Below are 24,423 nucleotides of genomic sequence, written 5' to 3'. Positions count from 1 at the left end.
ATGACGCAACCCCTGTTTGAAAAAGTCGCTTTTATTGGACTTGGGCTGATTGGCTCAAGTCTGGCGCGTGTGATTCAGGCTGAACAGCTGGCTCATGAGGTAGTGGCATCGACCCGTTCGCAAAAAACGCTAGAAGATGCCAAAGCCTTGGGTTTAATTGCTGCCGGTTATAGCGATCCGGTCGAGGCGGTGAAAGATGCTGATCTGGTGGTACTGGCCTTGCCGGTACGTGCCACCGAATACGTATTGCAGCAGATTAAACCGTATTTAAAACCTGATGCAATCCTGACCGATGTCGGCAGTACCAAAGGCAATGTGGTCGATGCAGCCAAAGCGGTTTTTGGTGAACAACTGCCTGCCGGTTTTGTGCCGGGGCATCCGATTGCTGGAGCCGAGCATACCGGGGTCCATGCCGGTAAGGTCGATTTATTCGCCAATCATAAAGTGATTTTGACTCCATTACCGACCAGTGCGGATTGGGCGGTCAATAAACTGATTCAACTGTGGGAAGCAGCCAAAGCGGAAGTGATCTGTATGGATGTGGACAAGCACGATGAAGTGCTGGCACATACCAGTCATCTTCCGCATTTAATGGCATTTAACCTGGTGGAGCAACTGGCCAACAGGGAAGACAATTTAGATATTTTTCGCTATGCTGCAGGCGGCTTTCGTGATTTCTCGCGAATTGCAGCCAGTGATCCACAAATGTGGCACGACATCTTCTTTGCCAATAAAAAGGCAATTTTGAATGCAGTCGATGGCTTTGAACAACAGCTGGCAATCTTGCGCCAGCTGATCGAACAGGAAAACTCGCAGGCTTTAATGGGCCTGCTGGGACATGCTCAAGCAGCGCGTCAGCATTTTAATCATATGCTGGCCAAAAAACCGTTGATGGAGAACAATAAAGTGACACAACAATTTACGATTTTACCGGGCTCTAAAAATTTCCAGGGTAAATTTACTGTGCCAGGTGATAAATCTGTGTCACATCGTTCAATCATGTTTGGTGCGATTGCAGAAGGCACCACCCATGTCACCGGCTTTTTGGAAGGTGAAGATGCGCTGGCGACCTTGCAGGCTTTTCGCGATATGGGTGTCAGTATTGAAGGCCCGAAAAATGGTGAAGTGACCATTCATGGTGTTGGTATGCAGGGCCTCAAAGCTCCAGCCGGTGCACTGTATATGGGGAACTCTGGCACCTCCATGCGTTTGCTGTCAGGCATGTTATCGGCGCAGGCCTTTGATTCGGTGATGACCGGTGATGCATCCTTGTCCAAGCGTCCAATGGAGCGTATTGCCAAGCCATTACGTGAAATGGGGGCGCAAATCCAGACCACAGGTGAGCGTGGTACGCCACCGGTGTCAATTACGGGCAGCCAGCAGTTAAAAGGCATTCAGTACGATTTACCAATGGCCTCGGCACAGGTGAAATCAGGAATTTTACTGGCCGGTTTGTGGGCCGAAGGTGAAACTGCAGTAACTGAACCGGAACCAACCCGCGACCATACCGAGCGTATGCTGCGTGCTTTTGGTTATGAAGTGAAAACCGAAGGTAACCGTATTTCCCTGCAAGGCGGCGGTAAACTGGTGGGAACCAATATTCAGGTGCCTTCAGATATTTCATCTGCAGCGTTCTTTATGGTGGGCGCGGCCATTACTGAAAATGCCGATGTCACTTTAGAAGCTGTGGGCATTAACCCGACCCGTACTGGCGTGATTGAAATCCTCAAACAAATGGGTGCAGATATTACTGTATCCAACGAGCGTATTGCCGGTGGTGAACCAATTGCCGACATTCGTATTCAGGGCAGCCGTACCTTAAAAGGCATTCATATTCCGGAAGATCAGGTGCCACTGGCGATTGATGAATTCCCGGCGCTGTTTATTGCAGCCGCCTGTGCGGAAGGCCAGACTGTACTGACTGGTGCAGCCGAGCTTCGCGTTAAAGAATCTGACCGGATTCAGGTGATGGCAGATGGCTTGAAAACCATGGGTATCGACTGTACCCCAACTGAAGATGGCATCATCATTGAAGGCAAGGGTAAAGCAGGTGACTGGTCACCTGTGTTCACCGGCGGTGAAATTGAGTCGCATCATGACCACCGTATTGCCATGAGCTTCTCGATTGCCGGTTTACGTAACTCGGAAGTGATTAAAATTGTAGGAACAGAAACGGTCGCGACCAGCTTCCCGACCTTTACCCAATTGACCGCTCAGGCCGGTCTGCAGATTGAAGTGACCGAATAAAGATAAAAATAACCCAAAACAGCCAAGCTTTTGCTTGGCTGTTTGCTTTATATTGCTTATGCTAAAAATACAACAAGAACAGCAGTAGGGTCGTTTATGAAAACACTCCAGTTTACCGCACAATGTGATAACAAGGCCGAATTACAGGACTGTAAGATTGCCCAGAACTATGTGGCAGATTTGCTGGCCCGACAGTTAAACCAGCACGGCTTTGAAACCCTGCCGCAAAGTGGCGCACAAATTGCGGTTAGTGTGGAAGATCATCCTTTGCCCTTAAGCGTGAGCTGTGAAAGCCGCGATGCCGAAGGACGACTGGTGTGTGAAATCCTGTCTTATCCGGAAGAAGAGCAGGACTGGTTTGACCGTATTGAATCGCAAAGCTTGCTAAATCAGCTGGCCCAGGCGGTCGAGCAGACCTTAAAACAGGATGAAAACTTTACGGCCTTTGAATGGAAAAATTAAAACAATCCCAGATTGGAATTGCGAAGCCATTTCGTCTGTATCCATTTTAAAATTAACAGTACCGTCACTGATCTCCTCCCATAAAAAAACCCATCAGCAGATGGGTTTTTGTCTTTAGCCTAAGGCCAGGAAGCGGGTAATTGCAATCTGCAGCTGTTTTAAATAGCCGGTAAAGAAATGGTTAGCGCCCGGTAAAATGGTAACCAGATGACGCTGTGGTTTGGCCCAAGTAATCATGTCCGAGAGCAGGGTCACATCATCGGCTTCGCCATGAATAAACAGGATGTCACCTTTAATTTCAGGAGTTACATAGTGACGTACACCAGCTACTGTCGCAGTCGGCAAGCCGCATAAAATGGTCTGTTTTGGCTGTAATTCAACCGGTAGCGCTGCATAACTCTTTGCCATCACATGCGCACCAAAGCTGAAACCGCCGGCATAGAACGGCAGGCCAATGTGCTGGCTGCGCGCATATTTGATGACTTCTAGAATATCGTCCGTTTCTCCAAAGCCTTCATCATGCACACCTTCACTCTGGCCTGAACCGCGGAAGCTTGGGCGATATACCACGCAGCCGCGCTCTAGGTACATTTGTGCTAATAATGCAGGAACTTTGTGTTGCGGGGTGCCGCCTTGCAATGGATGGGGGTGGCTGACAACCGCGAATCCTTTCACTTCACCCTGTGGATAATCTACGAAAACTTCAATTCGACCCACAGGACCTGGAATGAAAATTTGCTCGGACATAAGATAATCGAATAATGGCAGGAGAATCGATTATTTTACCGATTATGTTTAGGAAAAACACAGATTGGCATTAAAATAAGCTGACTGTTATAGTTTGATTAATTATTTTTTAACCACTTTTTGATCAGGATGTGTATGCTCGCCTTAATTTCTCCTGCTAAGACTTTAGATTATGAATCTGCATTACCCACCGACAGCCACACCTTACCAAGACTATTAGCGCATTCACAAGAACTTATCGACGTTAGTCGTACGCTATCTGCTTCAGAAATCGCCAATTTAATGAGTGTGAGCGAAAAAATTGCCAATTTAAACGTAGAACGCTTCCGCGACTGGCAGGCCGATTTTGATTTTTCCAATGCGCGTCAGGCGCTGTTTGCCTTTAAAGGCGATGTCTATACCGGTCTTGATGCCTATAGCCTGAAGGATCAGGACATTGATTACGCACAGCAACATTTGCGTATGTTATCAGGTCTGTATGGCTTATTGCGCCCGCTGGATTTAATGATGCCGTATCGTCTGGAAATGGGCACCAAGCTGAAAAATCCGCGTGGCAGCAATTTGTATGAATTCTGGGGCACCATCATTACTGATCTGATCAATGAAGATCTGGCTGCGGCCAAGTCTGAATTGCTGGTGAATATCGCTTCGGATGAATATTATAAATCGGTGAAAGAAAGCAAGATTCAGGCAGAAATCATCAAGCCGGTATTTTTAGACCAGAAAAATGGCAAATATAAAGTCATCAGCTTCTATGTCAAAAAAGCCCGTGGCCTGATGGCGCGCTATATCATCGAAAATAAAATTGAACGTGCTGAAGATTTAAAAGGCTTTAATAGCGATGGCTATTATTTCGATGCTGACAGCTCCCTAAAAGGTGAGCTGGTGTTTAAGCGAGATGAGCAAGCCACATAAACAGGGGAGTGCGTGCCATGCAATCAGAATTTGCTGATTTTCAGTTGTATCGGCAACGCTGCGCTCAGCAGTTTTCGCTGAATCGCTGCCAGACGCAGCAGCTGTATGCGCGGCTGCTGGCGGCCTATAGTGAGCCGCAGCGGCACTATCATGGCGTGCAGCATATTCTGGAGTGTCTGCAGCATTTCGATCAGATTCGCACACAGTTGCAGCAACTATCGCTGGTCGAGCTGGCGTTATGGTTTCATGATGCGGTCTATCATCCTAAAGCGCAGGACAATGAAGCACAAAGTGCGACATTGTGCCAGCAGTTATGTGCAGATTTTTTAACGGCAGCACAACTGGAAACCGTGAGCCGCTGGATTCTCGCGACCCGGCAGCATCAGCCCAGTGATGAGCCTGACTTAAATGCCTTGCTGGATATTGATCTGGCGATTCTGGCTGCGCCGCCAGCACGTTTTGCTGAATATCAGCAACAGATTCATCAGGAATATGCCTGGGTCGAGCAGAATCTTTATCAGCACAAGCGCCGTGCGGTATTGATGCAGTTTTATCAGATGCAACCGCTATATCAGACCCGGTATTTTCAGCAGCATTATGAAGCACAGGCCAAACACAATCTGGCCCAAGCCTTGTCTGCAGCGGGCGAATCAGCATCGTGATGGTTTATTCACCCACTAAAATTCAGGCATAAAAAAAGGCAAAGTCAGACTTTGCCTTTTCCATCTTGTCACAAGATTAGTGGTGATGACCACCAACACCGTGTACGTGACCGTGGTCTAACTCTTCTTGAGTCGCTTCACGGATTTCTACGATTTCAACTTCAAAAGTCAGGTCTTGACCAGCAAGCGGGAAGTTTGCATCAACGATTACGTTTTCGCCTTCAACTGCTTTAACCGTTACGATCTGTACGCCATCATCAGTTTGTGCTTGGAACTGCATGCCAGGCTGAATGCTGTCTACGCCTTGGAACATTTGCGCTGGAACTTCTTGAACCAGGTCAGGGTTGTATTCGCCATAACCTTCAGCAGCAGGTACGTTTACAGTGAATTTTTCACCCACAGTTTTACCTTCTAGGGCTTTTTCAAGACCAGGGATGATGTTACCCGCACCATGCAAATAGGCAAGTGGTTCACCTTGAGATTGGTCGAGAGTTTCACCCTCTGCGTTAGTCAATGTGTAGTGGAAAGAAACCACGAGGTCATTTGCAATAGCAGTCATGTTATAGATCCATTTAGTTTTCTAAGGGTACATCATAAAGTGAAAAGGCAAATTTGTTGAATACTTTTACTCAAAAAACTCACATTTGGCTTTTTTATGACATTTTCCCAGATATTGGGGCAGTCGATAAAATTTCAATGCAATTTTATTTTAGGGCCAATTTTTCTGCCGAGCATGTCTTTGGCGGTCAGCACCCCGGCATGGGTATAGCCATGAATGGTGGCCTGATGTAGCCGGTATAAAGACACATACATCGACTTGGCGACTATGCCCTGTACATTGACCCGACCGAGTAATTCACCCACGGCCGTATGCTGGCTTAAAGAAATCAGCGAGCCTTTGTCGGAGAATTTAAACATCGGCAGTGGTTTCCCATTCACGTGCTGGCTCAGGGCACGAACCAGAAAGCTGGCCTGCTGACTGGCCACCTGCGCACGCGGACCCAGCACCGGTTCATCGGCTTTGGGCTGGCAATGGGCACAATCGCCAAAGGCAAAAATGTTGGGGTCGGTATAAGTCTGTAAGGTGGCATAGACTTTTAAACGGTGCAGATGATCTTTTTCAAAATCATCCCACTGTTTAAAAATTTCCGGGGCCTGAATTCCGGCAGCCCAGACTTTAATTTCTGCTTCTAGCGGATTACCTGCAGCAAAATAAACCTGTTCTTCATCGACTTTGGCCACCCGATGCTGGGTCAGCACTTCAATACCAAAGCGCTCCAGCTGGACTTGGGTATGCCGGGAAATTTGCTGCGACAGCGCTGGTAAAATCCGGTCGGCAGCTTCAATGAGCGTAATCCGAACCTGCTGCGGGTCAATCCGGTTTAAACCATATTGGGCAAAAGTCTGTTTGGCCTGATACAGCTCTGCCGCCAGTTCAACACCGGTAGCACCGGCGCCAATAATGGCAATATTCAGGGCACGGCTTTGCGGTTGATTTTGGGCTTCTAAATACAGGTGTAGCAAGTCCTGATGAAACACCGTGGCCTGAGGCAGGCTGTCCAGAAAATGACAATGCTGTTTCACCCCTTCGGTATTAAAGTCATTGGAAGTGGAGCCTAGCGCCAGTACCAGCGTATCATAGTCCACGTCAATCTGCTTTGGTGGCTGCTCTTTTTTGGAAAATTGCGGTGCCTGCAGCTGAATCTTTTTCTGGGTCCGGTCAATGCCAACCAGGGTGCCTAATATAAACTGATAATGATGCTGGGCAGCATGGACAAAATAGTTGGTTTCTTCCTGATGCGGATTGAGCGTGCCGGCTGCAATTTCATGTAGCAGCGGTTTCCAGATGTGGGTCAGTTTCTGATCGACCAGAATAATCTGCGCTTTGCCCGATTTACCCAAACGATGACCGAGTTGGGTAGCAAGCTCCAGACCGCCGGCGCCGCCACCGACAATCACAATACGATGTAATGCTGACATGATGAACCTATATTGTTATTTTTAATGCAAGAACAGGCTCAATTTATGCCATCTCCCGGTCAGGAAAATGGCTCAGATTGTTCGACAACTTACATCATGTAGCATTTCCACTGTGCTTGTTCACAGGATTAAACCAGCGGATAAGTTTTGGCTGCGGTTTCATCCTTGGAGGAAAAGCTAAACAGGCTTTTTAGCCAGATCAGCAGTTTTTCAAACAGGCTGGCTTCGGCAATATGTACTTCTTCTTCCAGATGAATGGTATTGATCAGGCGGTTATTCTGATAAACATGCACGGTGGCCAGCTGCATCACCTGTGCCAGCGGGGCCGTCAGTAACTTTTCTTTCAGCTCGACATTCAAATGGGTTTCGGTCTGGGTTAAGGGTTCAATCAGTCGGGTCTGACCGAAGGTATCGTTAACAAACAGGCGCTGCTGGGTCACATCAAACTGTTTTAAATCAATCGCGCTATTTTCGCCATATAAAGACGTGGTGACAATTTTCGGTTGCTGCACTTCAACCTTGAACATTTTCAGGGTCGACTTTACCACTGGCAACTCAGCAATCAGCTGCTTGTTTTTTAAAGCCACTTCGTTGCGGGTGTAGGCATAACTGATGTTCATCAGTTGCTGGGCAATTTCAGCGCGTTTAAATGCACTTTTGGCACCCAAAACCACCACAATTAAACGCCGGTTCGGATCATCAAAATTCTGGGTGAGACGGTTGGCCGTCAGCGCCAGGTTATAACCGGCGGCACGGGTATAACCGGTTTTCAAGCCATCCACCGTCGGGTCCTGTTTGAGCAGAATGTTAGTGGCACGGTGATAACGCTGGTTATAGGTAAAACTGGTCTGTTTGGAATAAGCGAGATAATCCGGAGTGTCATTGACGACCGCCTGTGCCAGACGGGCCAGATCGGCCGCGGTAGAATAATGTTCCGGCATGGTAATCCCGGCCGGATTCTGGAAATGGGTATGCTGCATTCCCAAGGCCTGTGCTTCCTGATTCATACGTGCCACGAACTGCGGTACGCTGCCAGAAATCCGTTCGGCCAGAGTTAGGGCGGCATCATTGGCAGACATCACAATTAAACCAGCTAGTAGCTGATCGACAGAAATCTGCTCACCTTCTTTCAGGTACATCTGGGATTCATCCCACATCACCTGTTTCACCACCGACGTTGCGGTCAGCACATCTGCCACGTTCAGCTTGCCGGCCTGAATGTCCTTGAGCACAATATAGGCCACCATCATCTTGGTCAGCGAGGCCGGGGCGCGCTGAATCTGGCTATTGTGTTCTGCAATGACCTGACCCGATTGTGGATCAAGCACGGTCCAGGCTTCTGCTTCAACCGTTTCAGGATTAAAAGATAATAAGGTGGCATGCGCAAGCGAGCTGCATAGCCAGCACAGCAGCGCAATCAGGTAGATGACACGTTTCAAGGGGATTCCTTTTTTAACCAGTCCGTTGGTCATAAACATAAAAATTTTAGGCATGCTATGCTTTTTTTTGCCGCCTGACTAGCGATAATTTTCGACAATGAAGACGACTGCGCATTGCATGACAAAAAAATGTTAAGCTAATTGATAAGTTATCTCTTTGATCTTTTATATCGCCCATTATGTTGCATTATCAAATCGAATTTGACGATTATCGTCAGCATCTTATTCATGTCACTTTGCGCTTTCTGGCCAATCCGACACAGGTTCTAGCTTTACCGACCTGGATTCCGGGCAGCTATCTGATTCGTGAATTTTCCAAACATATTGAAGCGGTCAAGGCTTATGATGAAGCCGGGCGTATTTTAAAAATCCAGAAATTTGAAAAGAACAAATGGCGTTTGTTTAATACCGATCATGAACTGATTACGGTGGAATATGATGTTTATGCCTACGACCTGTCGGTGCGTGGTGCCTATGTTGATCAGACCCGGTTATATGTCAATCCGGCCTGTGCCTGTTTAGGACTGGAAGGTCAGGAAGATAAAGCGATTGAAGTCGAAGTGTTCCTGCCAAACGAACTGAAACATTTCCAGCTGGCGACCGGACTGGTGGCCAAAAGTCTGGTGAAAGGGCGTTATACCTTAAAAGCCAAAAACTATGCCGAACTGATTGATGCGCCGTTTGAGCTGGCCGAGCAGACCCGTTTTAGTTTTGATGCAGCAGGCATTCCACATGAATTTGTGGTGTCGGGCAAACATGCCATGAATGCTGCGAGAATGCAGCAGGACCTGGAAAAAATCTGCGCCACTGAAATTGCCATGTTCGGTTCTGCACCGTTTCAGGATTATACCTTTATGACCATGGCGACCGGGAACAGTTATGGTGGTCTGGAGCATCCAAACAGTACCAGCCTGATTACCCCGCGCGATGACTTGCCAAAAGCCAATGAGCCGGAAGAGCCGTCGAAAGAATATCAGCGTTTTCTGGGGCTGTGCAGCCATGAATATTTCCACTCCTGGCTGGTGAAATTTATCCGTCCGGACAGCTTTGTCAATTATGACCTGAACCGGGAAGGTTACACCTCTTTGTTGTGGATTTTTGAAGGCTTCACCTCATATTATGATGACCTGATTTTATTACGCAGCGGTGTGGTTAATCAGGAGTCTTATATTGCTTTATTAAAAGCGCAGATTGACCGTTATTTGCAAAATCCGGGTCGGGCAATCCAAACCGTGGCTGAATCAAGCTTTGATGCCTGGGTGAAATTCTACCGTCAGGATGAAAACTCCAACCATGCCGGCACCAGCTATTACAACAAGGGCTGTCTGGTGGCCTTGTGTCTAGATCTTGGTTTACGTCTGCGTGGCTCTAGTCTGGATGAGTTAATGCGCAAGCTGTATGACAATGCGCAGCAGGGGATTCAGGTGCATGAGCGCACGATTTATGAATTGTGTCAGGAATTAACCGGTGATAGCTGGGCTGAGCAGATTAACCATCTGATTAACACCACCGAAGAATTACCGCTGGATCAGCTGTTCCCGGAATTTGGTCTGAGCTACAGCTTAAAAAATGACAAGCGTTTGCCATTGGGGCTAAAACTGGCCGATAAACCGGAAGGCGTACTGGTACAGGCCGCACGCCGTGATGGTCAGGCAGCGCAAGCCGGTCTGTCGGCGCATGATGTAATCATTGCCATTGATGGCCTCAAAGCCAGCAGCAAACTGATCGAACAGTATGCCAAACAGAGCGGCAGCTTTACAGTACATGCTTTCCGCCGTGATGAACTGATGCAGTTTGAAGTGAATGCAGCAGGTTCTGAACTGACTGAAGTTGAATTAAAAGTTGAAGATCAGGCCAAACTGGATCGCTGGTTAAAAGTGTAAAATCACAGTCTGAAATCTATACTATAAAAAACCGATGCTCAGGCATCGGTTTTTTATACAGATCTATCGTCATAAACCCTATCGTAATCACACCTTATTTGATGATCAGGCGGGAAGTACCGCGAAACTCCGCCACAATCTGCTGCTTCTGGTTCGTGACCCGAATATCATAAATGCCGCTGCGGCCACTGCTGGCCTTATGTTCTGCCACCGCAGTCAGGGTATCGCCGAGCAGGCCCGGTTTTAAATAATGAATACCGCAGTGCTGACCCACCGCCGGATGTTCGCCGGTGTTGCAGGCAATGGCAAAAGCCGCATCCGCCAGCGCAAAAATCACCGCACCGTTACAGGTTTGATGGCCTTGTAAATGCTGCTCGGTAATTTTTAATTCAATCTGTGCGCTGTGTTCACCAAACGACACCAAATGGGCGCCCAGATGCTGCATTAATCGGTCCTGATGAAACATGGGATTAACTTGCTGATCCATAGCAGACTCCTTTTTTAAGATACGTTTTATTTTAAATTTAAAATTATGTGAATCATAAATAGCATTGTGATGCTGAAAATACAAGCAAAAAAATAAGGCCCCGTTGGAGCCTTATTTTCATCGTCTATTCAACGCATCTTTGCAACAGCTTTTTTAGCTATACAGATGCCAGCCCCATTAACGGGCACGACGACCACGTGATTTGGTGTTGGGACGGGTGGTGCCATTGGTCTTGCGACGTGGCTTTTCACCTTCTTCCATTTGCCAGATGCGTGGTGTGCCGGATTTTTTCTTGGCGGTACCATCTTTGTTGACTTTTTTCTGCATCGGTTTGCCACCAGTGCCGCCCGGTTTCTTCACATAAGAACGTGAGCGATACGGCTGTTCGGGTGGTACATCTTTAAAGTCGCTATAGAGCAGTGGTTCAATTTCACGGGTTTCACCCGGTTGCAGGCCCAGCTGAACCAGATCAATCGAACCGATTTTGGTGCGAATTAAACGCAAAGTTGGGAAGCCGACCGCAGCGGTCATGCGGCGCACCTGACGGTTACGGCCTTCACAAATTGAAATTTCAGCCCAGGAGGTCGGCACCGAAGCGCGGTAACGTACCGGCGGATGACGTTCCCATAACCACTCCGGTTCAGCCACTTTAATCGCTTTGGCCGGCAAGGTCATGCCATCATTCAGTTCTACACCTTTACGCAGCTGTTCTAGCGCTTCTTCGGTAATGTCACCATCGACCTGGACCAGATAGGTTTTAAACTTTTTATTGGCCGGGTTGGTAATAAACTGGTTTAAACCGCCATGATCGGTCAGGAACATTAAACCTTCTGAATCCATGTCCAGACGACCGGCAATCCGTAAATCCGGATCATCAATGAAGTCGGCCATGGTTGGGTGCTTTTCATCGGGACGAAACTGAGACAGCACATCATAAGGCTTGTTAAGAATAACTATTTTCACTGTAACCTGCTAAAAAATATAAAAAAATCTGGGTGTGATTCTTATGCTAACTGTAATAAAACCCGGCATGGGAGAGAAAGGGTGACAATGAGCAAAAAGAAGGTCCACAATATCCGGCTACTATAGCAGATTCTGTCTGATCTGCCTGAACTTTATGGCAAAGCTGAGCAGATGATTTTGATTGGAAATGTAAAACTTGCTGAGAGATGCCACAGGATATATGCCGATTTATTAAGCACAGAAATAAGGCCATTTCCCTTATAAATCCCGGGCTGGTTAAATTTTGATTAAACTGAAAAGATCATCGAGTTAAAAATACAATTAAGCAGACAGCCAAAAAAGACCGGTGCCGGGCAAGAATAGTATGGATTTGCCCGCCCACCAATCACAGGGAGTAGCAAGGATTATGGGTTATCAGAAAATCGTCGTGCCTGCAGATGGCAGCAAAATTACGGTAAATGCAGATTTATCCCTGAATGTGCCGAACAATCCGATTATCCCTTTTATTGAAGGTGACGGGATTGGGGTGGATATTACCCCGACTATGAAAGCCGTGGTGGATGCGGCAGTACAAAAAGCCTATGGTGGCAAACGTGCGATTGAATGGATGGAAGTGTATTGCGGCGAAAAGGCCAACAAGATTTATGGCACCTATATGCCGGAAGAAACCTTTGAGGTCTTGCGTGAATTTGTGGTGTCGATTAAAGGGCCGCTAACCACACCAGTTGGTGGTGGGATCCGCTCATTGAATGTGGCCTTGCGTCAGGAACTGGACCTGTATGTCTGTGTGCGTCCGGTACGCTGGTTTGAAGGCGTGCCTTCACCGGTGCAACATCCGGAACTGACCGATATGGTGATTTTCCGGGAAAACTCGGAAGATATTTATGCCGGGATTGAATGGAAAGCCGATTCACCGGAAGCGAAAAAAGTCATTAAATTCCTGAAAGAGGAAATGGGTGTCACCAAAATCCGCTTTGAAGAAAACTGTGGTATTGGGATTAAACCGGTCTCCAAAGAAGGCACTCAGCGTCTGGTGCGTAAAGCCATCCAGTTCGCGATTGATAATGACAAGCCGAGTGTGACCTTGGTACATAAAGGCAACATCATGAAATATACCGAAGGCGCCTTTAAGGAATGGGGGTATGAAGTGGCGCTGGAGCGTTTTGGCGGCGAATTGCTCGATGGCGGGCCGTGGGTGAAGCTGAAAAATCCGAAAACCGGCAAAGAGATTATGATTAAAGATGTAATTGCCGATGCCTTTTTACAGCAGATTTTAATGCGCCCGGCAGATTATTCGGTCATTGCCACCTTAAACCTGAACGGGGATTATATTTCAGATGCGCTGGCGGCAGAAGTTGGCGGGATTGGCATTGCACCGGGAGCCAATATTGGCGGCGCAATTCATATGTATGAAGCCACCCATGGCACCGCGCCAAAGTATGCCGGGCAGGACAAGGTCAATCCGGGGTCGATTATTCTGTCTGCGGAAATGATGCTGCGCGATATGGGCTGGACCGAAGCGGCTGATCTGATTATTCGGGGTGTATCCGGTGCGATTGCAGCCAAAACGGTGACATATGATTTTGAACGTCTGATGCCAGATGCCACCTTGCTGCGCTGCTCTGAGTTTGGTCAGGCGATTATTGACAAGATGGACCAATAAAACGCTATCTATTTGATGCAACCGCCCGCGTTTAACGCGGGTTTTTTATGCCTTATCTTCTCATCCATTTGTGTCAATGTGTGTCAATATAATGACAAGTAACCACAGTGATGCTTTGGGTGACTAAGGTAAAATAGTAAAACTATTTTCACTTGATTTGTAATGGATAATCATGTGCCCAATTACATTGAGGCAATTTGATACAGCTTATGACTTGGGCAAAAAACAAAACCCGGTAGAGTAATACCTGTACATATTGTGCGACATATCGAACTGATACAGGAGTGATATGAAATGGCTAATCAACAAAACCAGCAGAATCAACAGAATCAGCAAAACCAACGTCAACAAAATCAGCAGCAGAATGACAATCAACGTCAACAGCAGCAACAGCCTCAGCCACAAAATCAAAAACAGAAAAACCAACGTCAGCAATGATGTCGCACCCCCAATTTAAAAACTTTTTCATCGCCTAAAGGCGCAGATAGGTTTTTAAATTGATTTACTGGCAAAGGCTCTCATGATGAGAGCCTTTGTCATATCTATATAGCCCATGACGATCTAGATCGGAAAGCAGCAGAGGAATCATCTCCAAACCCAGATCAGCAAAACCTGTACAAAAACCGTGTTTTATCTACCCCTGAGCAGACCTTAAGATCAAGTCATCCCTTGATGATGCAGGTGCCATGAATATCTTGATTTCTAAACGGCTCGCCGGTCTGGCGCTTGGCTTAAGTTTGAGTGTGCTGCTGGTCGGCTGTCAGCCACCGCCTTCGGGTGATGCCGCCGGTATGCGCTATCCGATGCTGTATCTGAAATTGCAACAGCAGGAATTCATGGCGCCTTTACCGGTCCCGGTAGAAGGTGTGCAGGCCAGGCAGATCAGTGATACCTGGGGTGCGGCGCGCAGTGAAGGGCGTCGGCATGAAGGCACTGATATTTTTGCCAAACGCGGCACGCCGGTACGCTCAACCACGGCTGGAATTGTATCGCGGGTGGGCACCAACAACCTTGGGGGTAAAGTGGTCTGGGTGATTGGTCCGGGCTTAAGCCATCATTATTATGCACATTTAGAGGATTATGCAGCGGAGATTCAGGAAGGCGACTGGATTGAAGCCGGTGAAATCATTGGTTATGTCGGTAATAGCGGCAATGCTCAAAATACACCGCCACATTTGCATTATGGGATTTATCTCAGTGGTCAAGGCGCCGTGAATCCTTATCCCTATTTGGTACAAGAGCTGACCGATGAATAAGCTAAATCAGTTTAACTCGGCTGTGGAAACCGGTGTTTTGGTGGCCGGCAGGCTGCAAATAAAATATAGATTTCCCAGTGCCAGAACCGCACCGGCCAGTAAAAACTGCTGCGGATAAGACCAGCCGGCGACTTGTAAGCCGCTAAAGCTTAAGCCTCCTATCAGCTGCACGCTGGCAAAGCATAAAGTGGCCATGCCCCATAACTTTTTATAGGCTAGGCCATAGAGCTGGAGCAGGGTATAAGAGGTCAGAAACACCACCGCCGGATTCAGCAGGCCGGTAAAAAAGGAAGACAGAAAAGTCATCACTGACCAAGGCGCGATTGCCGCTAAAATGGCCGCCACATACAGGCAATACAGAATTTTTAGGGCTTTGAAATTGCCGAGCTGTTTTGCCAGAAAATAGGCACAGGCCGCTCCGCAGGCACTGCCCAGACCATATAAAATCCAGTGGCTATTAATCCAGAACAGGCTGAGTTGTTGCACCTGACTTAAATAGTCAATCCAGAAGAGTGAGTGTGGTACATAGGAAAACGCGCTACAGCTATACACCAAGAGCAGGCTGGCAAAGACCTTTTTATTGATGGGCACAGCAGCAGCGCTTTGAGGCTGGCTTTGGATGTTAACCGGTAGGGCTTTGGGTTTGAGCAGGATTAAACCCAGACTGCACAGCACGGCAAAGGCACATAAAATCAGCCAGGCGCTGGAGGTGGAGATATGATCTAAATAGGGCAAAAATAATGTGGCGAGCAGCACACCAAGTCCGATGCCACTAAAACCAATCACATTAATTTTAAACCGATGCTGCAATTCACAGTGCTGCGCAACCACGCTCGGCGCCAGAATCATCAGCCAGCCACCGCAGATGCCGGACAATATTCGCCAGAACAGATACCAGCTGCCCTCAAAACCGGCGAACGCACAGCAGAATAAACTTAAACTGCCGAGAAAGGCCGCGGCCTGAATCCAGCTTAATAGCTGCCGGTTTAAGCGCATGGCCCAGACCGCACCAATTAAATAACCGAGTAAATTGGCGCTGCCTAACAGGCTGGCAAACTCGCTACTCCATTCAAAAGCCAGACGGGTACTGGGTAATAAGGCGGTATAAGAAAAACGAAAAATACCGATACCTAAACAGGTGGCCAGCAGTAAAAACAGGCTGAGGCGGCGTTGCTGTGCATCCATGCAGATTCCTTGCGCTTTTTATTATGCGTAAAATATTGTTGTATGGCGCGCGGGCTATTACAGTTGCGCGCTGATCTGGCCAATTTGTTTGCTAATCTAACAACTGTTTATTCCACTGAAACCGGCTGACCAATGCTATAAAAATGCCCGCCGGCAATATGGTGGATACTTTTCCATTCATCGGCCACTTCATGATAATACCAGTGCCCGTCACGAAATACCCGCTGATCGGCATAGGCTGTAATGACTTTGCCTATAAACAGGTCATGGGTTTGCTGGTTGTGCGGCTCCGGAATAAGTTCACAGATCAGCCAGGCGGCGCATCCGGCCACTGTCGGCACAGGAGAATGCTCAAACTGGAACAGCTCGACCCCACAGCGGTCCAGCTTGTTCGGCTCCTGAAACAGGCTGATGCTTCCCAGTTGATGCACCATCCTGAGCTGTTTTAAGGTCGGCACCTGCAAGGCAAAATAACCTGACTGTTCAATGATGGCACGGGTTTTGGTGCTTTTATCCAGCACCACTGTAACTTTGGCGGGATTAAACTCAAGCGCACAGGCCCAGGCTGCAGCCATGACATCGGTTTCTTGCTGATCTTGCGCAGACACCAGCACGGTCGGACCATGATTGATCAAACGATAGGCCTTTTCCAAAGGCACGGCTTGCAGATCAGCAGGGAGCGTCATATTTTTTATTCCTCAATCAGAGATCATTCTTGAGATATGCAGGAAAACAACAATTCTGCATTGTACCGGGTGTTAAAACTTATATCATTGATGCATGCTTGGGAAAAAGCACAAAATACAGCGGGAGACAGATTCATGAAAATGTATCAGGTTGATGCATTCACAACAGCATTATTTAAGGGAAATCCGGCCGCAGTAATAGTGGTCGAAGACTGGCTTGATGACGCTTTAATGCAGAATATTGCACTGGAAAATAACCTTTCCGAAACTGCCTTTGTCAAGCCGATGGATGCTGAAAATTTCGAGATTCGCTGGTTTAGCCCCACAGTTGAAGTCGATTTTTGCGGCCATGCCACTTTGGCCAGCAGCTTTGTACTGTTTAAGGATTATACTCGCGCCAAAACCATTCATTTTCATGTCAAAAATTTAGGTCTTTTTATTGTCACGCAAGATGATGATGGCAAAATCCGCATGAATTTTCCAACCCGTGTGCCGGTACTGCAAGATGAATTTCCGGCGCAATTGCTGGATGTGATTGATCAGCCGGTTAAGGAAGTCTATTTAAATGCACAGGCCTATATTCTGGTACTGGAATCTGAGCAGGCAGTGTTAGCCGCCCAGCCCGATCTGGCCAAAATCCGGCAGATTGCAGAGCTGCATCAGGTCAGCACCGCAATTACCGCGACAGACCTAGATGTGGCCTTGACCGCGCCCTCTCAGGACTATGACTATATTGCTCGCTACTTTGCCCCGCATAAAGGGATTGATGAAGATCCGGTGACTGGTTCCATGCATACCGGTCTGGCGCCGTTATGGGCGGAAAAAACTGGCAAAACCGAATTGGTGGCCTATCAGGCGTCGGCGCGAGGCGGAATGCTGTACTGTGCCTTACAAGCAGAGCAGCGTATTGAAATTTCCGGTTATGCCAAATTATATCTGGTGGCCGAGTTATTTTTAGATTAAAACAGAACAGGGAAATCACGCTGGGTATGCCGGTGATTTTCAAACATAAGTCACAACAACAAACAATTTAATGCTGCAGTCATGCAAGCGGCTGCAGCAGGTAAAAGGTATTGAAAAAATTATGTTAATGCGGTTTAAACAGCTCAGCCTGTCTTTGCTGATCATGGGTGTGGGGGCTACGACATTTGCCCAGCCGGTGTTGGTAAAATCTGAACAGCAGATTGAAGAATACCGGCTGGATAATGGTTTTCGGGTGATTCTGGCGCCGAATGCCAAAGAAAATAAAGTGGTGATGAGTACCATCTACTTTACCGGTTCCCTGAATGATCCCCAAGGCAAAGGCGGTATGGCGCATTTACTGGAACATCTGGCGTTTAAAGGCACCCAGAATGTCCCGGGAGATGAATTCCAGCGCCGTTTAAACCAGTACACCTTAAGCAATAATGCCAGCACCGATTACTACTCGACCAAATATCTGAACACCATCCGCCCAGATCAGACAGCCATTAATGAGATGATTTATCTTGAAGCCGAGCGTATGGACAAGCTGGTGCTGCAAGAAAAATTTGTGCCGGCAGAAATCGCAATTGTGAAGCGTGAACGCGAAGTGCGTATGGATCAGCCCTATGCGGTGTTAATGGATCAGGTCTGGAAAGCGGCCTATGGCAACCAGTATCTGGGCCGTTTACCGATTGGTGATCTGAATGAGTTGCAGTCGATTCAGATGCCGGAATTGCAGCGTTTTTATCGTAACTGGTATGCACCGAATAATGCCGTGATGGTGCTGACCGGCAAGTTTGATAAAGCGCAGGTACTCAAGCAGATTGATCAGCATTTTAGTCCGCTGGCCAAACGCCAGATTCCGGCACAGGTCAAGGTGCCAGTGCTGGATGCCCGTACCATCAAAAACCGGGATTTTTTAGTGCAAAAAGGCAGCCAGCTGGCCAAGTTCAATATCTATTTAAATGGTCAGAACGGCCAGCATAAAACCGCTCTGGCGTTGGCGCCGTATTTATACACCATGCAGCCGAGCGGGCATTTGTATCAGGGCATGGTTGAAACCGGTATCAGCACCATGGTGCAATCGACCACCTGGCTGGATCAGGATTTTAATCTGGTCTTTATGGGTGCCTTGTATGCACCGACTCATAATGCCAAGCAGGTTGAAACTGCCTTGCAGCAGGGTGTCGAGCAGGGCAAAAATTTTAATCAGACCGAGCTGAACCGGGTCAAAACCCTGATTCGTAATAGCCAGGACAGTCTGTTTAGCAATGCCAGTGCTCTTGCCGGTATGCTAAGTGATTATGTGGTATCGGAGCAGGGCAACTGGGCACAGTATTTTGTCCATCAACAGGAATTACAGGCCTTAACGGTGGATCAGGTCAATACACGTTTACAGCAATTCCTGATTCCTGAACATCGTATGCGCGGGCATATTCAGCCGACACCAGAAGAGCAGAAAAAGGCCCAGCAACAGCAGGCTGCTGAACCGCTGAAAACCCTCGATCAAATGGATGTACAGGCCGAGCCACTCAAAGACATCAGCAGCTATGAGCAGGAAATTCAGCAGTATCTGCACACATCCAAACAGGCCTTAAGCCAGACTGAAGCCAAAATCCAGCGTGGCACACTGGCCAATGGCATGAAATATGCACTGTTTCCCACCTCGACCCGGGACGATAAAACCTACGCCACCATTATAGTCGATTTTGGCAATGAAAAATCGCTGTTTAATCAGGGCGAGATTATTGACCTGATGGCCTATTTAATGCTGCGTGCCTCAGATCAGTACAGCCTGCAGGATATTGCCGACAAATCGATTGACGCCGGTGGTTCAGCTTCGGCACAGGCCAATAGCAATGGCGTGGCCATTTCGATTGTGGCCAAAAAAGATAAATTTGATGAGTTTTTCAGATTTGTTTTGGAAATCATGAAAAAGCCGCTGTTTGAACAGGCCCAGTTTGATCTGATCAAGGCACAAAGTCTGGCCAGTCTGGACCGGCCGTATACCGAGCCGGAAACCGTGGCTGCCTTAAATATGGCACGTTTGATCGAGCGTTATCAGCCGGGAGATTTGCGTTATCACTTCGAGCCGGAATTTGCCAAGCAGCAGTTGACCCAGGCCAGCAATGAGAAAGTCAAACAGCTGTATCGGCAGTTTTTTGCCATGGATCATGCCCGGATTGCCATTACCGGCGATTATGAGGCCAAGCCGGTTCTCAAGCTGTTGCAACAGCAGTTTGCCACTTGGAACGGAGCACAGCCGTATCAGCGTTTAAGCGTGCCGTATAACAGCTATGCGGCGCAAAAACAGCATGTACTGTCCGAACAGCGTGAGTTTGGCAGTTATCAGGGCGTGATGACCCTGCCCGTGGGAAATGATCATCCCGATGCAGCCGCATTAATGGTCATGAGTCATATTTTAGGGGACTCACAACTGACCTCACGTCTGGCGCAAGAGCTGCGTGAAAAAAATGCGCTGGTCTACAGTTTTGGCAGTTCGCTCAGTTTAAGCAGCTTTGAAAATTCCGGTGCCCTCAGTGTGAGTGCCAACTATACTGCCGGTAAAGCGGCGCAGTTGTCGCAGGCGGTACATAAAGTCTTTCAGGAGTTGCGCAAAAATGGCGTGACTGCACAGGAAGTAGCGGCGGCCAAGGCTGACATTCTGAAACAGCGTGTCACAGCGCTGGAAGATGAGCGCCGTATTCACCGGATGCTGGTGGCACAGCTGGAACTTGACCGTGATTTACCGTATCGGGAAAAACGTGATCAGGCCATTGCCCGACTCAGCAAAGCCGATATTGATGCGGTGATCCAGAAATATCTGCTGCCGCAACATTGGGTCGAAGTCATGGCTGATCAATATGGTCAGCCGGTAAAATAAGTGCTGATTACAGATCATTCATATAAAAAATCTCCCTAAATGGGAGATTTTTATGAAGCCGGTTATGTTGGCACTGATCCCATCTGCCAGCAATCCTTATAGGTGCTATGAGTAAGTATGAGGTGAATTTATCATAGAGAATTAGAGCCGATAGAATTGTTTGGCATTATCATGGAACACCTGCGCTAATGCCTGCGGATGATACGTTGCCACCACATCGCTAAAGGCATCAATAATCGTGACTAAGTCGCTACTGACCCGATCCATCGGGAAATTGGAACCAAACATCACCCGATACATACCAAAACTTTTTAGCGCATGCTGAATCAGCGGGGCAGTTAAATCAATGATTTCCTGTTTTGAGGCCAGCCGTTGCTGCTGATGAAACTGATGACCCAGTACCGGCATGAACAGCCCGGACAATTTGGTATAGACATTCGGGCAGCGCGCCAGTTCTGCCAGGTCTTCCTGCCAGCGAAACAGGATATTGTCGCGCGCAGTTTGGGTAATACCGGTATGCGAGCCGACCGGACCAAACAGACCGGCCGGTGTACCGAGGTGATCCAGCACAATTGAGGTTTCCGGAAACTGTTTTGCCAGGGCAATCACATCTTCCAGCTGGCTGGAATAGACCCAGGCATCAAAACTTAAATTATGCTGTGCCAGTAGTTCAAAGCCTTTCAGAAATTTTTTGTCACGGTATAAATGCGGATCATCGGCCCAGGCATAAATGTCTTTATCTTCATGAACCGCAGCCATTTTACGAATCCCGCGAAAATGTTGCGGCGCCGCTTTCTGATGCATTTTCAGAATCTGCTTGAACTGGCTGTCACGCGGGTCGGCCGTGGCCACCACTGCACCCAGCTGGATACCATTTTTGGCAAAATCCAGCGATTCAATAAAACGGGTTTCTCCAACCACACCTTTGCCTTTGTGGTCATGCCAGCTGGCCTCGACATGCACCACTTTTTCAACCGGATAAAAGCCGACATCGCGGCAATAATGTTCGGGCAAATAGGGGGCAGTGACATGCTGGGTATGTCCCAGGGTGTCAATCAGCGCTTTGGATTTTAGCGTACGGATGGTTTTATCCAGTAAGCGTGGATATTTCCCCAGCAGCTTGACCGCCAAGCGTGCGCTGTGTGGTGTGTTATACGGGTCCCATTGATGAATATGCGTATCAATCAGTGCAAATCCAAGATTTTGCATAGCAGGTTGGTTTGATCCTTGAAGATGTCTATTTTATTCAAAGCCAAGTCTGCAAAAAAGAAAAGGGTATTTATCGAAAAGATGACATTAAAAAAGCCCAACAGGGTGGACTTTTTTTAGCAATTTAATGATCGTGATCATGTTTGTGTTTATTGCTGTGAAATTCTTCATTACGACGGAAACGTAAATAGTTCTCGAACTGTTCACAGTATTCATCATAATTGTCTTCCAGCATCATCTGGAACTGCTGCAAAATGTAGGACATGACCTGATCTTTGGCAGCACGCATTTCCTCACCATCTTTGAAGTTATTGGCTGCGACCCAGGTATTAAAACGCGCCGTGCCGAACAACATGGCAGCACTGACCTGACCGCGTTTTTCCGCCGGTTGTTCCTGTGAGCCTTTTTCGACGCGACAAAATTCGTTGGCCTGTTTGATAAATTCATCAGCACGTTCAAAGAAAGCAGCATTTAACGCTTCTTCTTCGGTAACATCGGTTGCTTCAATCTTTTGAACCATGAATTTTTTCCTAAGCTAAAATCATAAACAATAATTATAGGCAAAGCCTTGCAGAAACTAAACCTTTGTCTTACTCTAAAAATAGCCTAAGCAAGAAAAAGGAATCACGATGCAAGATGCAATTGCGGTTCAAAGTCTAAAAAGTGATATTGCGCTGCTGCGACAAAACATCTGGCCGCCGGCACATCTGGCCAATGTAGAAGGGCTGCCAATTTATTATGGCAATCCGGCTGAAGTTGAAGCCTATTTCCAGCAATGGTCCGGATTGATTGAGCGGGCACAAGAGCTGTTTCAGCCCTTTATGGAAGATGAAGTGCTGGATGCCATTCATCTGCCAAGTCACTTAAACCTGCCTTTATTTTTCTTTCATGTTGACCGAATCCGGATTAATAAAACCCGGGCCAAAGAATCAAAAACTTTTCGCGGTCTGGCCAGCTTGATGGAAAAGTGCGGCCAGTTTGATGCTACGCAGATGCTGGCGATGAAACAGTGGCTGGAGAGTGACGACAGCGCCGCACTGGTGGCACACCGTGAGTTTATTGATTTGCGTACCTATGTGTTTCAGCATGGGCAAAGTGAATACACCCGCACCCGTTTTTATGTCAACGGTATTGTGCTGAGTGTCGAACCGCATTTTCAGCTGGTGGATGCCCGGGAAAAACCGCGCAAGCAGCGGAGCGATAGTTATCATGATCCGCTGGCCGATAACGGTACCTGGAAGGTATTTGGCAAGTACCGCTAAATGATTATCTCCGTGCTGGGCTTTAGTCCGACTAGAAGGTTTTGCTGCGGGTAAATTCCAGCAAATGCTGCTGGGCTTCGGCCAGAACATGCTTTTGCTCGGCAGCAATCCAGCCCAGAACAAACCAGGCCTGTGGGTTTTGCTGAACCTCATGTTGAAACAGGGCTTCGGCCACCACCAGATCATTAAACTGCCCCAAAGATTCCTGTGCCGGTTTCAGTGCTTTCAGATACTGTTTGACGGCATCCGCTTCAAATAAAGAGGCAATAAACTCGACTGAATAACGCAGGCGTTTGACTCGTTTGCGGGTACGGTGCTTCTGTTCACTGTCAAGATGTTCAAACTGCACGGCATCCTGACAAATTTGCCGGTGCATTTTTGCAAGCTGTTTCCGTACCTGTTTTTTCAGCGATTGATCATCTTCATGTGCTGTGCACTGGCTAAACTGTAGCAGCTCCAGCAAGAGGCGCACTGTTTCTGGCGCGCGAAATAGTGCATCAATTTCATCGCTGCTTTCGCTACTTGCTGGCAGTTCCGCGAGGGGAGAGCCGGCCTTGGCCAGACGTGGCATCAGGCTTTCACTCAGCGCATCGCGGTCGCGGGTGGAACCAAGTTGCCGGAACAGTTCTGCCAATTGCGCTTGCCATTCGGGTTGTACCTGTTCGGACCAGTGACCAAAGATTTTCAGCGCGCTGCGTAAACGGCGAATGGCCACACGGGCCTGATGTACATGACCACTCTGATAATGATTGTCGGCAATCGCCGTGGCATTTGGTAATAAATGAGTCAGACAGTTGCTGACAATTTTGGCCAGCGCGCGGCTACTCGAATCATGTTTATCGAGGCTAAAAGGTGTTTGATGTTGAACGGGCAAGATGTCCTGCTGATTCTTGAGCATCTGACCGCGCTGTGATTTGCTGCGAACATCAAGCCAGAGCTGATAGCGTTTTACCCATGGCTGCACAAAATCAATCAGGTCGCTAACATCGCCATGTTTCAGTTCAAACTCGACTTCGTAAATATCGCTTTGTGCTGTTGGTGTGCGGACTTCGCCCTGATCAAACGCCAGTTCAATTGCACTGTCTTTGACTTGTTCAAGCACAATCAGGCGTTGCACATCGGTTTCAAATTGCAGCTCCAGACCGGTATTTTTTAAATCGGCCTTTTTCAGCTCCAGCGCCTGTTTTAGCAAGGTTTGCGCCTGTTTATGTTCCTGATACAGGCTTAGATCCAGCTGCTCCGGTTCATCCGGGCCGAGGGCCAGTTCCAGTTCAAAACGCTCAAAATGATGCTGCCCCGGTGCTTTTAAGGTCTGACACCAGCGTTGACCTTCCAGACGCTGACGCAGGGCGATGGCATGCTGTGCCAGCTGCTGCTCAGGACTGTCATAATATTTGGCCCACAGCTGCATTGGCACGGCTTTTTTCTTGGCAATGGCTTTTTCAAAGGCGCGGCGCTGATGCACCGGCACCTGAAATTTCAGTTCGATTTCCGCCATAACCAACTCCTGCAATTTTTATTCTTGATTGA

At 47.9% G+C, this 24,423-nt stretch carries 22 protein-coding genes; 11 read left to right on the top strand and 11 right to left on the bottom strand.

The features are described 5' to 3' along the window. Both P253_RS06135 and P253_RS06130 read left to right on the top strand, forming a co-directional pair. Positions 1-2,247: a bifunctional prephenate dehydrogenase/3-phosphoshikimate 1-carboxyvinyltransferase gene (locus P253_RS06135; protein ID WP_005179002.1), complete on the top strand. Its 2,247-nt coding sequence runs from the start codon at positions 1-3 to the stop codon at positions 2,245-2,247. Between the two features lie 96 nt (positions 2,248-2,343). Continuing rightward, a complete protein-coding gene (locus P253_RS06130) occupies positions 2,344-2,709 on the top strand; it encodes a hypothetical protein (RefSeq protein WP_016659168.1) in 366 nt (121 codons plus the stop codon). A gap of 114 nt (positions 2,710-2,823) precedes the next feature. On the opposite strand, the gene P253_RS06125 is transcribed toward P253_RS06130, so the two are convergent. Continuing rightward, on the bottom strand, positions 2,824-3,456 hold the full coding sequence (locus P253_RS06125; RefSeq protein WP_016659167.1) for an alpha/beta hydrolase: 633 nt from the start codon (positions 3,454-3,456) through the stop codon (positions 2,824-2,826). A gap of 135 nt (positions 3,457-3,591) precedes the next feature. Here P253_RS06125 and yaaA point away from each other — a divergent pair, with 135 nt between their 5' ends. Then, positions 3,592-4,371 (top strand): peroxide stress protein YaaA, encoded by a 780-nt coding sequence (yaaA, locus tag P253_RS06120; RefSeq protein ID WP_016659166.1) that lies wholly within the window; start codon positions 3,592-3,594, stop codon positions 4,369-4,371. 17 nt (positions 4,372-4,388) lie between these two features. Beyond that, positions 4,389-5,033 carry an HD domain-containing protein gene (locus tag P253_RS06115; RefSeq protein WP_016659165.1) on the top strand — a complete coding sequence of 215 codons (645 nt, stop codon included), beginning with the start codon at positions 4,389-4,391 and terminating at the stop codon, positions 5,031-5,033. A gap of 76 nt (positions 5,034-5,109) precedes the next feature. Here P253_RS06115 and slyD read toward each other — a convergent pair whose 3' ends face one another. The 3 genes from slyD to P253_RS06100 all read right to left on the bottom strand — a co-directional run bounded on the left by slyD (position 5,110) and on the right by P253_RS06100 (position 8,452). Then, a complete protein-coding gene (slyD, locus tag P253_RS06110) occupies positions 5,110-5,592 on the bottom strand; it encodes a peptidylprolyl isomerase (RefSeq protein WP_005178991.1) in 483 nt (160 codons plus the stop codon). Between the two features lie 134 nt (positions 5,593-5,726). Further along, complete coding sequence (locus P253_RS06105; protein WP_016659164.1) at positions 5,727-7,013, bottom strand: NAD(P)/FAD-dependent oxidoreductase; 1,287 nt, start codon at positions 7,011-7,013, stop codon at positions 5,727-5,729. Positions 7,014-7,141: 128 nt separating this feature from the next. Continuing rightward, complete coding sequence (locus P253_RS06100) at positions 7,142-8,452, bottom strand: D-alanyl-D-alanine carboxypeptidase family protein (RefSeq protein ID WP_035363282.1); 1,311 nt, start codon at positions 8,450-8,452, stop codon at positions 7,142-7,144. 179 nt (positions 8,453-8,631) lie between these two features. Here P253_RS06100 and P253_RS06095 point away from each other — a divergent pair, with 179 nt between their 5' ends. Continuing rightward, on the top strand, positions 8,632-10,335 hold the full coding sequence (locus P253_RS06095) for a M61 family metallopeptidase (RefSeq protein ID WP_016659162.1): 1,704 nt from the start codon (positions 8,632-8,634) through the stop codon (positions 10,333-10,335). Positions 10,336-10,429: 94 nt separating this feature from the next. Here the strand turns inward: P253_RS06095 and paaI are convergent, their stop codons facing one another. Together paaI and P253_RS06085 are read right to left on the bottom strand one after the other, a co-directional pair. Then, positions 10,430-10,822: a hydroxyphenylacetyl-CoA thioesterase PaaI gene (gene paaI, locus P253_RS06090; RefSeq protein WP_005178971.1), complete on the bottom strand. Its 393-nt coding sequence runs from the start codon at positions 10,820-10,822 to the stop codon at positions 10,430-10,432. A 177-nt stretch (positions 10,823-10,999) separates the two neighbouring features. Continuing rightward, positions 11,000-11,785, bottom strand: a complete 786-nt coding sequence (locus P253_RS06085; RefSeq protein ID WP_016659161.1) for an rRNA large subunit pseudouridine synthase E — start codon at positions 11,783-11,785, stop codon at positions 11,000-11,002. A gap of 406 nt (positions 11,786-12,191) precedes the next feature. Between P253_RS06085 and icd the strand changes: the two genes are divergently transcribed. The 3 genes from icd (at position 12,192) to P253_RS06075 (ending at position 14,704) form a co-directional block, all read left to right on the top strand. Continuing rightward, positions 12,192-13,448: an NADP-dependent isocitrate dehydrogenase gene (gene icd, locus P253_RS06080; RefSeq protein WP_016659160.1), complete on the top strand. Its 1,257-nt coding sequence runs from the start codon at positions 12,192-12,194 to the stop codon at positions 13,446-13,448. Positions 13,449-13,742: 294 nt separating this feature from the next. Further along, positions 13,743-13,886 carry a hypothetical protein gene (locus P253_RS15855; protein ID WP_016659159.1) on the top strand — a complete coding sequence of 48 codons (144 nt, stop codon included), beginning with the start codon at positions 13,743-13,745 and terminating at the stop codon, positions 13,884-13,886. A gap of 248 nt (positions 13,887-14,134) precedes the next feature. Next, entirely contained in the window at positions 14,135-14,704 is a 570-nt protein-coding gene (locus P253_RS06075) for a M23 family metallopeptidase (protein ID WP_005178963.1), read from the top strand. A gap of 6 nt (positions 14,705-14,710) precedes the next feature. Here P253_RS06075 and P253_RS06070 read toward each other — a convergent pair whose 3' ends face one another. Further along, complete coding sequence (locus tag P253_RS06070; RefSeq protein WP_016659158.1) at positions 14,711-15,889, bottom strand: YbfB/YjiJ family MFS transporter; 1,179 nt, start codon at positions 15,887-15,889, stop codon at positions 14,711-14,713. A 107-nt stretch (positions 15,890-15,996) separates the two neighbouring features. After that, positions 15,997-16,575: a flavin reductase family protein gene (locus tag P253_RS06065; RefSeq protein WP_005178960.1), complete on the bottom strand. Its 579-nt coding sequence runs from the start codon at positions 16,573-16,575 to the stop codon at positions 15,997-15,999. A gap of 135 nt (positions 16,576-16,710) precedes the next feature. Here P253_RS06065 and P253_RS06060 point away from each other — a divergent pair, with 135 nt between their 5' ends. Both P253_RS06060 and P253_RS06055 read left to right on the top strand, forming a co-directional pair. After that, on the top strand, positions 16,711-17,538 hold the full coding sequence (locus P253_RS06060; RefSeq protein WP_005178958.1) for a PhzF family phenazine biosynthesis protein: 828 nt from the start codon (positions 16,711-16,713) through the stop codon (positions 17,536-17,538). 121 nt (positions 17,539-17,659) lie between these two features. Further along, positions 17,660-20,422 (top strand): M16 family metallopeptidase, encoded by a 2,763-nt coding sequence (locus tag P253_RS06055; RefSeq protein WP_035363281.1) that lies wholly within the window; start codon positions 17,660-17,662, stop codon positions 20,420-20,422. Between the two features lie 141 nt (positions 20,423-20,563). On the opposite strand, the gene P253_RS06050 is transcribed toward P253_RS06055, so the two are convergent. After that, positions 20,564-21,631: an amidohydrolase family protein gene (locus P253_RS06050; RefSeq protein ID WP_016659156.1), complete on the bottom strand. Its 1,068-nt coding sequence runs from the start codon at positions 21,629-21,631 to the stop codon at positions 20,564-20,566. Positions 21,632-21,755: 124 nt separating this feature from the next. Next, the gene (locus P253_RS06045; protein ID WP_005178954.1) at positions 21,756-22,151 is read right to left on the bottom strand and encodes a DUF3144 domain-containing protein; all 396 of its coding nucleotides are present in this window, start codon (positions 22,149-22,151) and stop codon (positions 21,756-21,758) included. Between the two features lie 109 nt (positions 22,152-22,260). On the opposite strand from P253_RS06045, the gene P253_RS06040 reads away from it, so the two are divergent. Further along, entirely contained in the window at positions 22,261-22,893 is a 633-nt protein-coding gene (locus tag P253_RS06040; protein ID WP_016659155.1) for a hypothetical protein, read from the top strand. A gap of 31 nt (positions 22,894-22,924) precedes the next feature. On the opposite strand, the gene P253_RS06035 is transcribed toward P253_RS06040, so the two are convergent. Then, entirely contained in the window at positions 22,925-24,391 is a 1,467-nt protein-coding gene (locus tag P253_RS06035; protein ID WP_016659154.1) for a CYTH and CHAD domain-containing protein, read from the bottom strand. Positions 24,392-24,423 lie beyond the last annotated feature (32 nt).

Origin of the sequence: Acinetobacter indicus CIP 110367 (assembly GCF_000488255.1) — a bacterium.
In the GTDB taxonomy this organism is placed as follows: Bacteria; Pseudomonadota; Gammaproteobacteria; order Pseudomonadales; family Moraxellaceae; genus Acinetobacter; species Acinetobacter indicus.
Note: the sequence above shows the minus strand (reverse complement) of the source record. Positions and strands in the feature narration are given on the sequence as shown.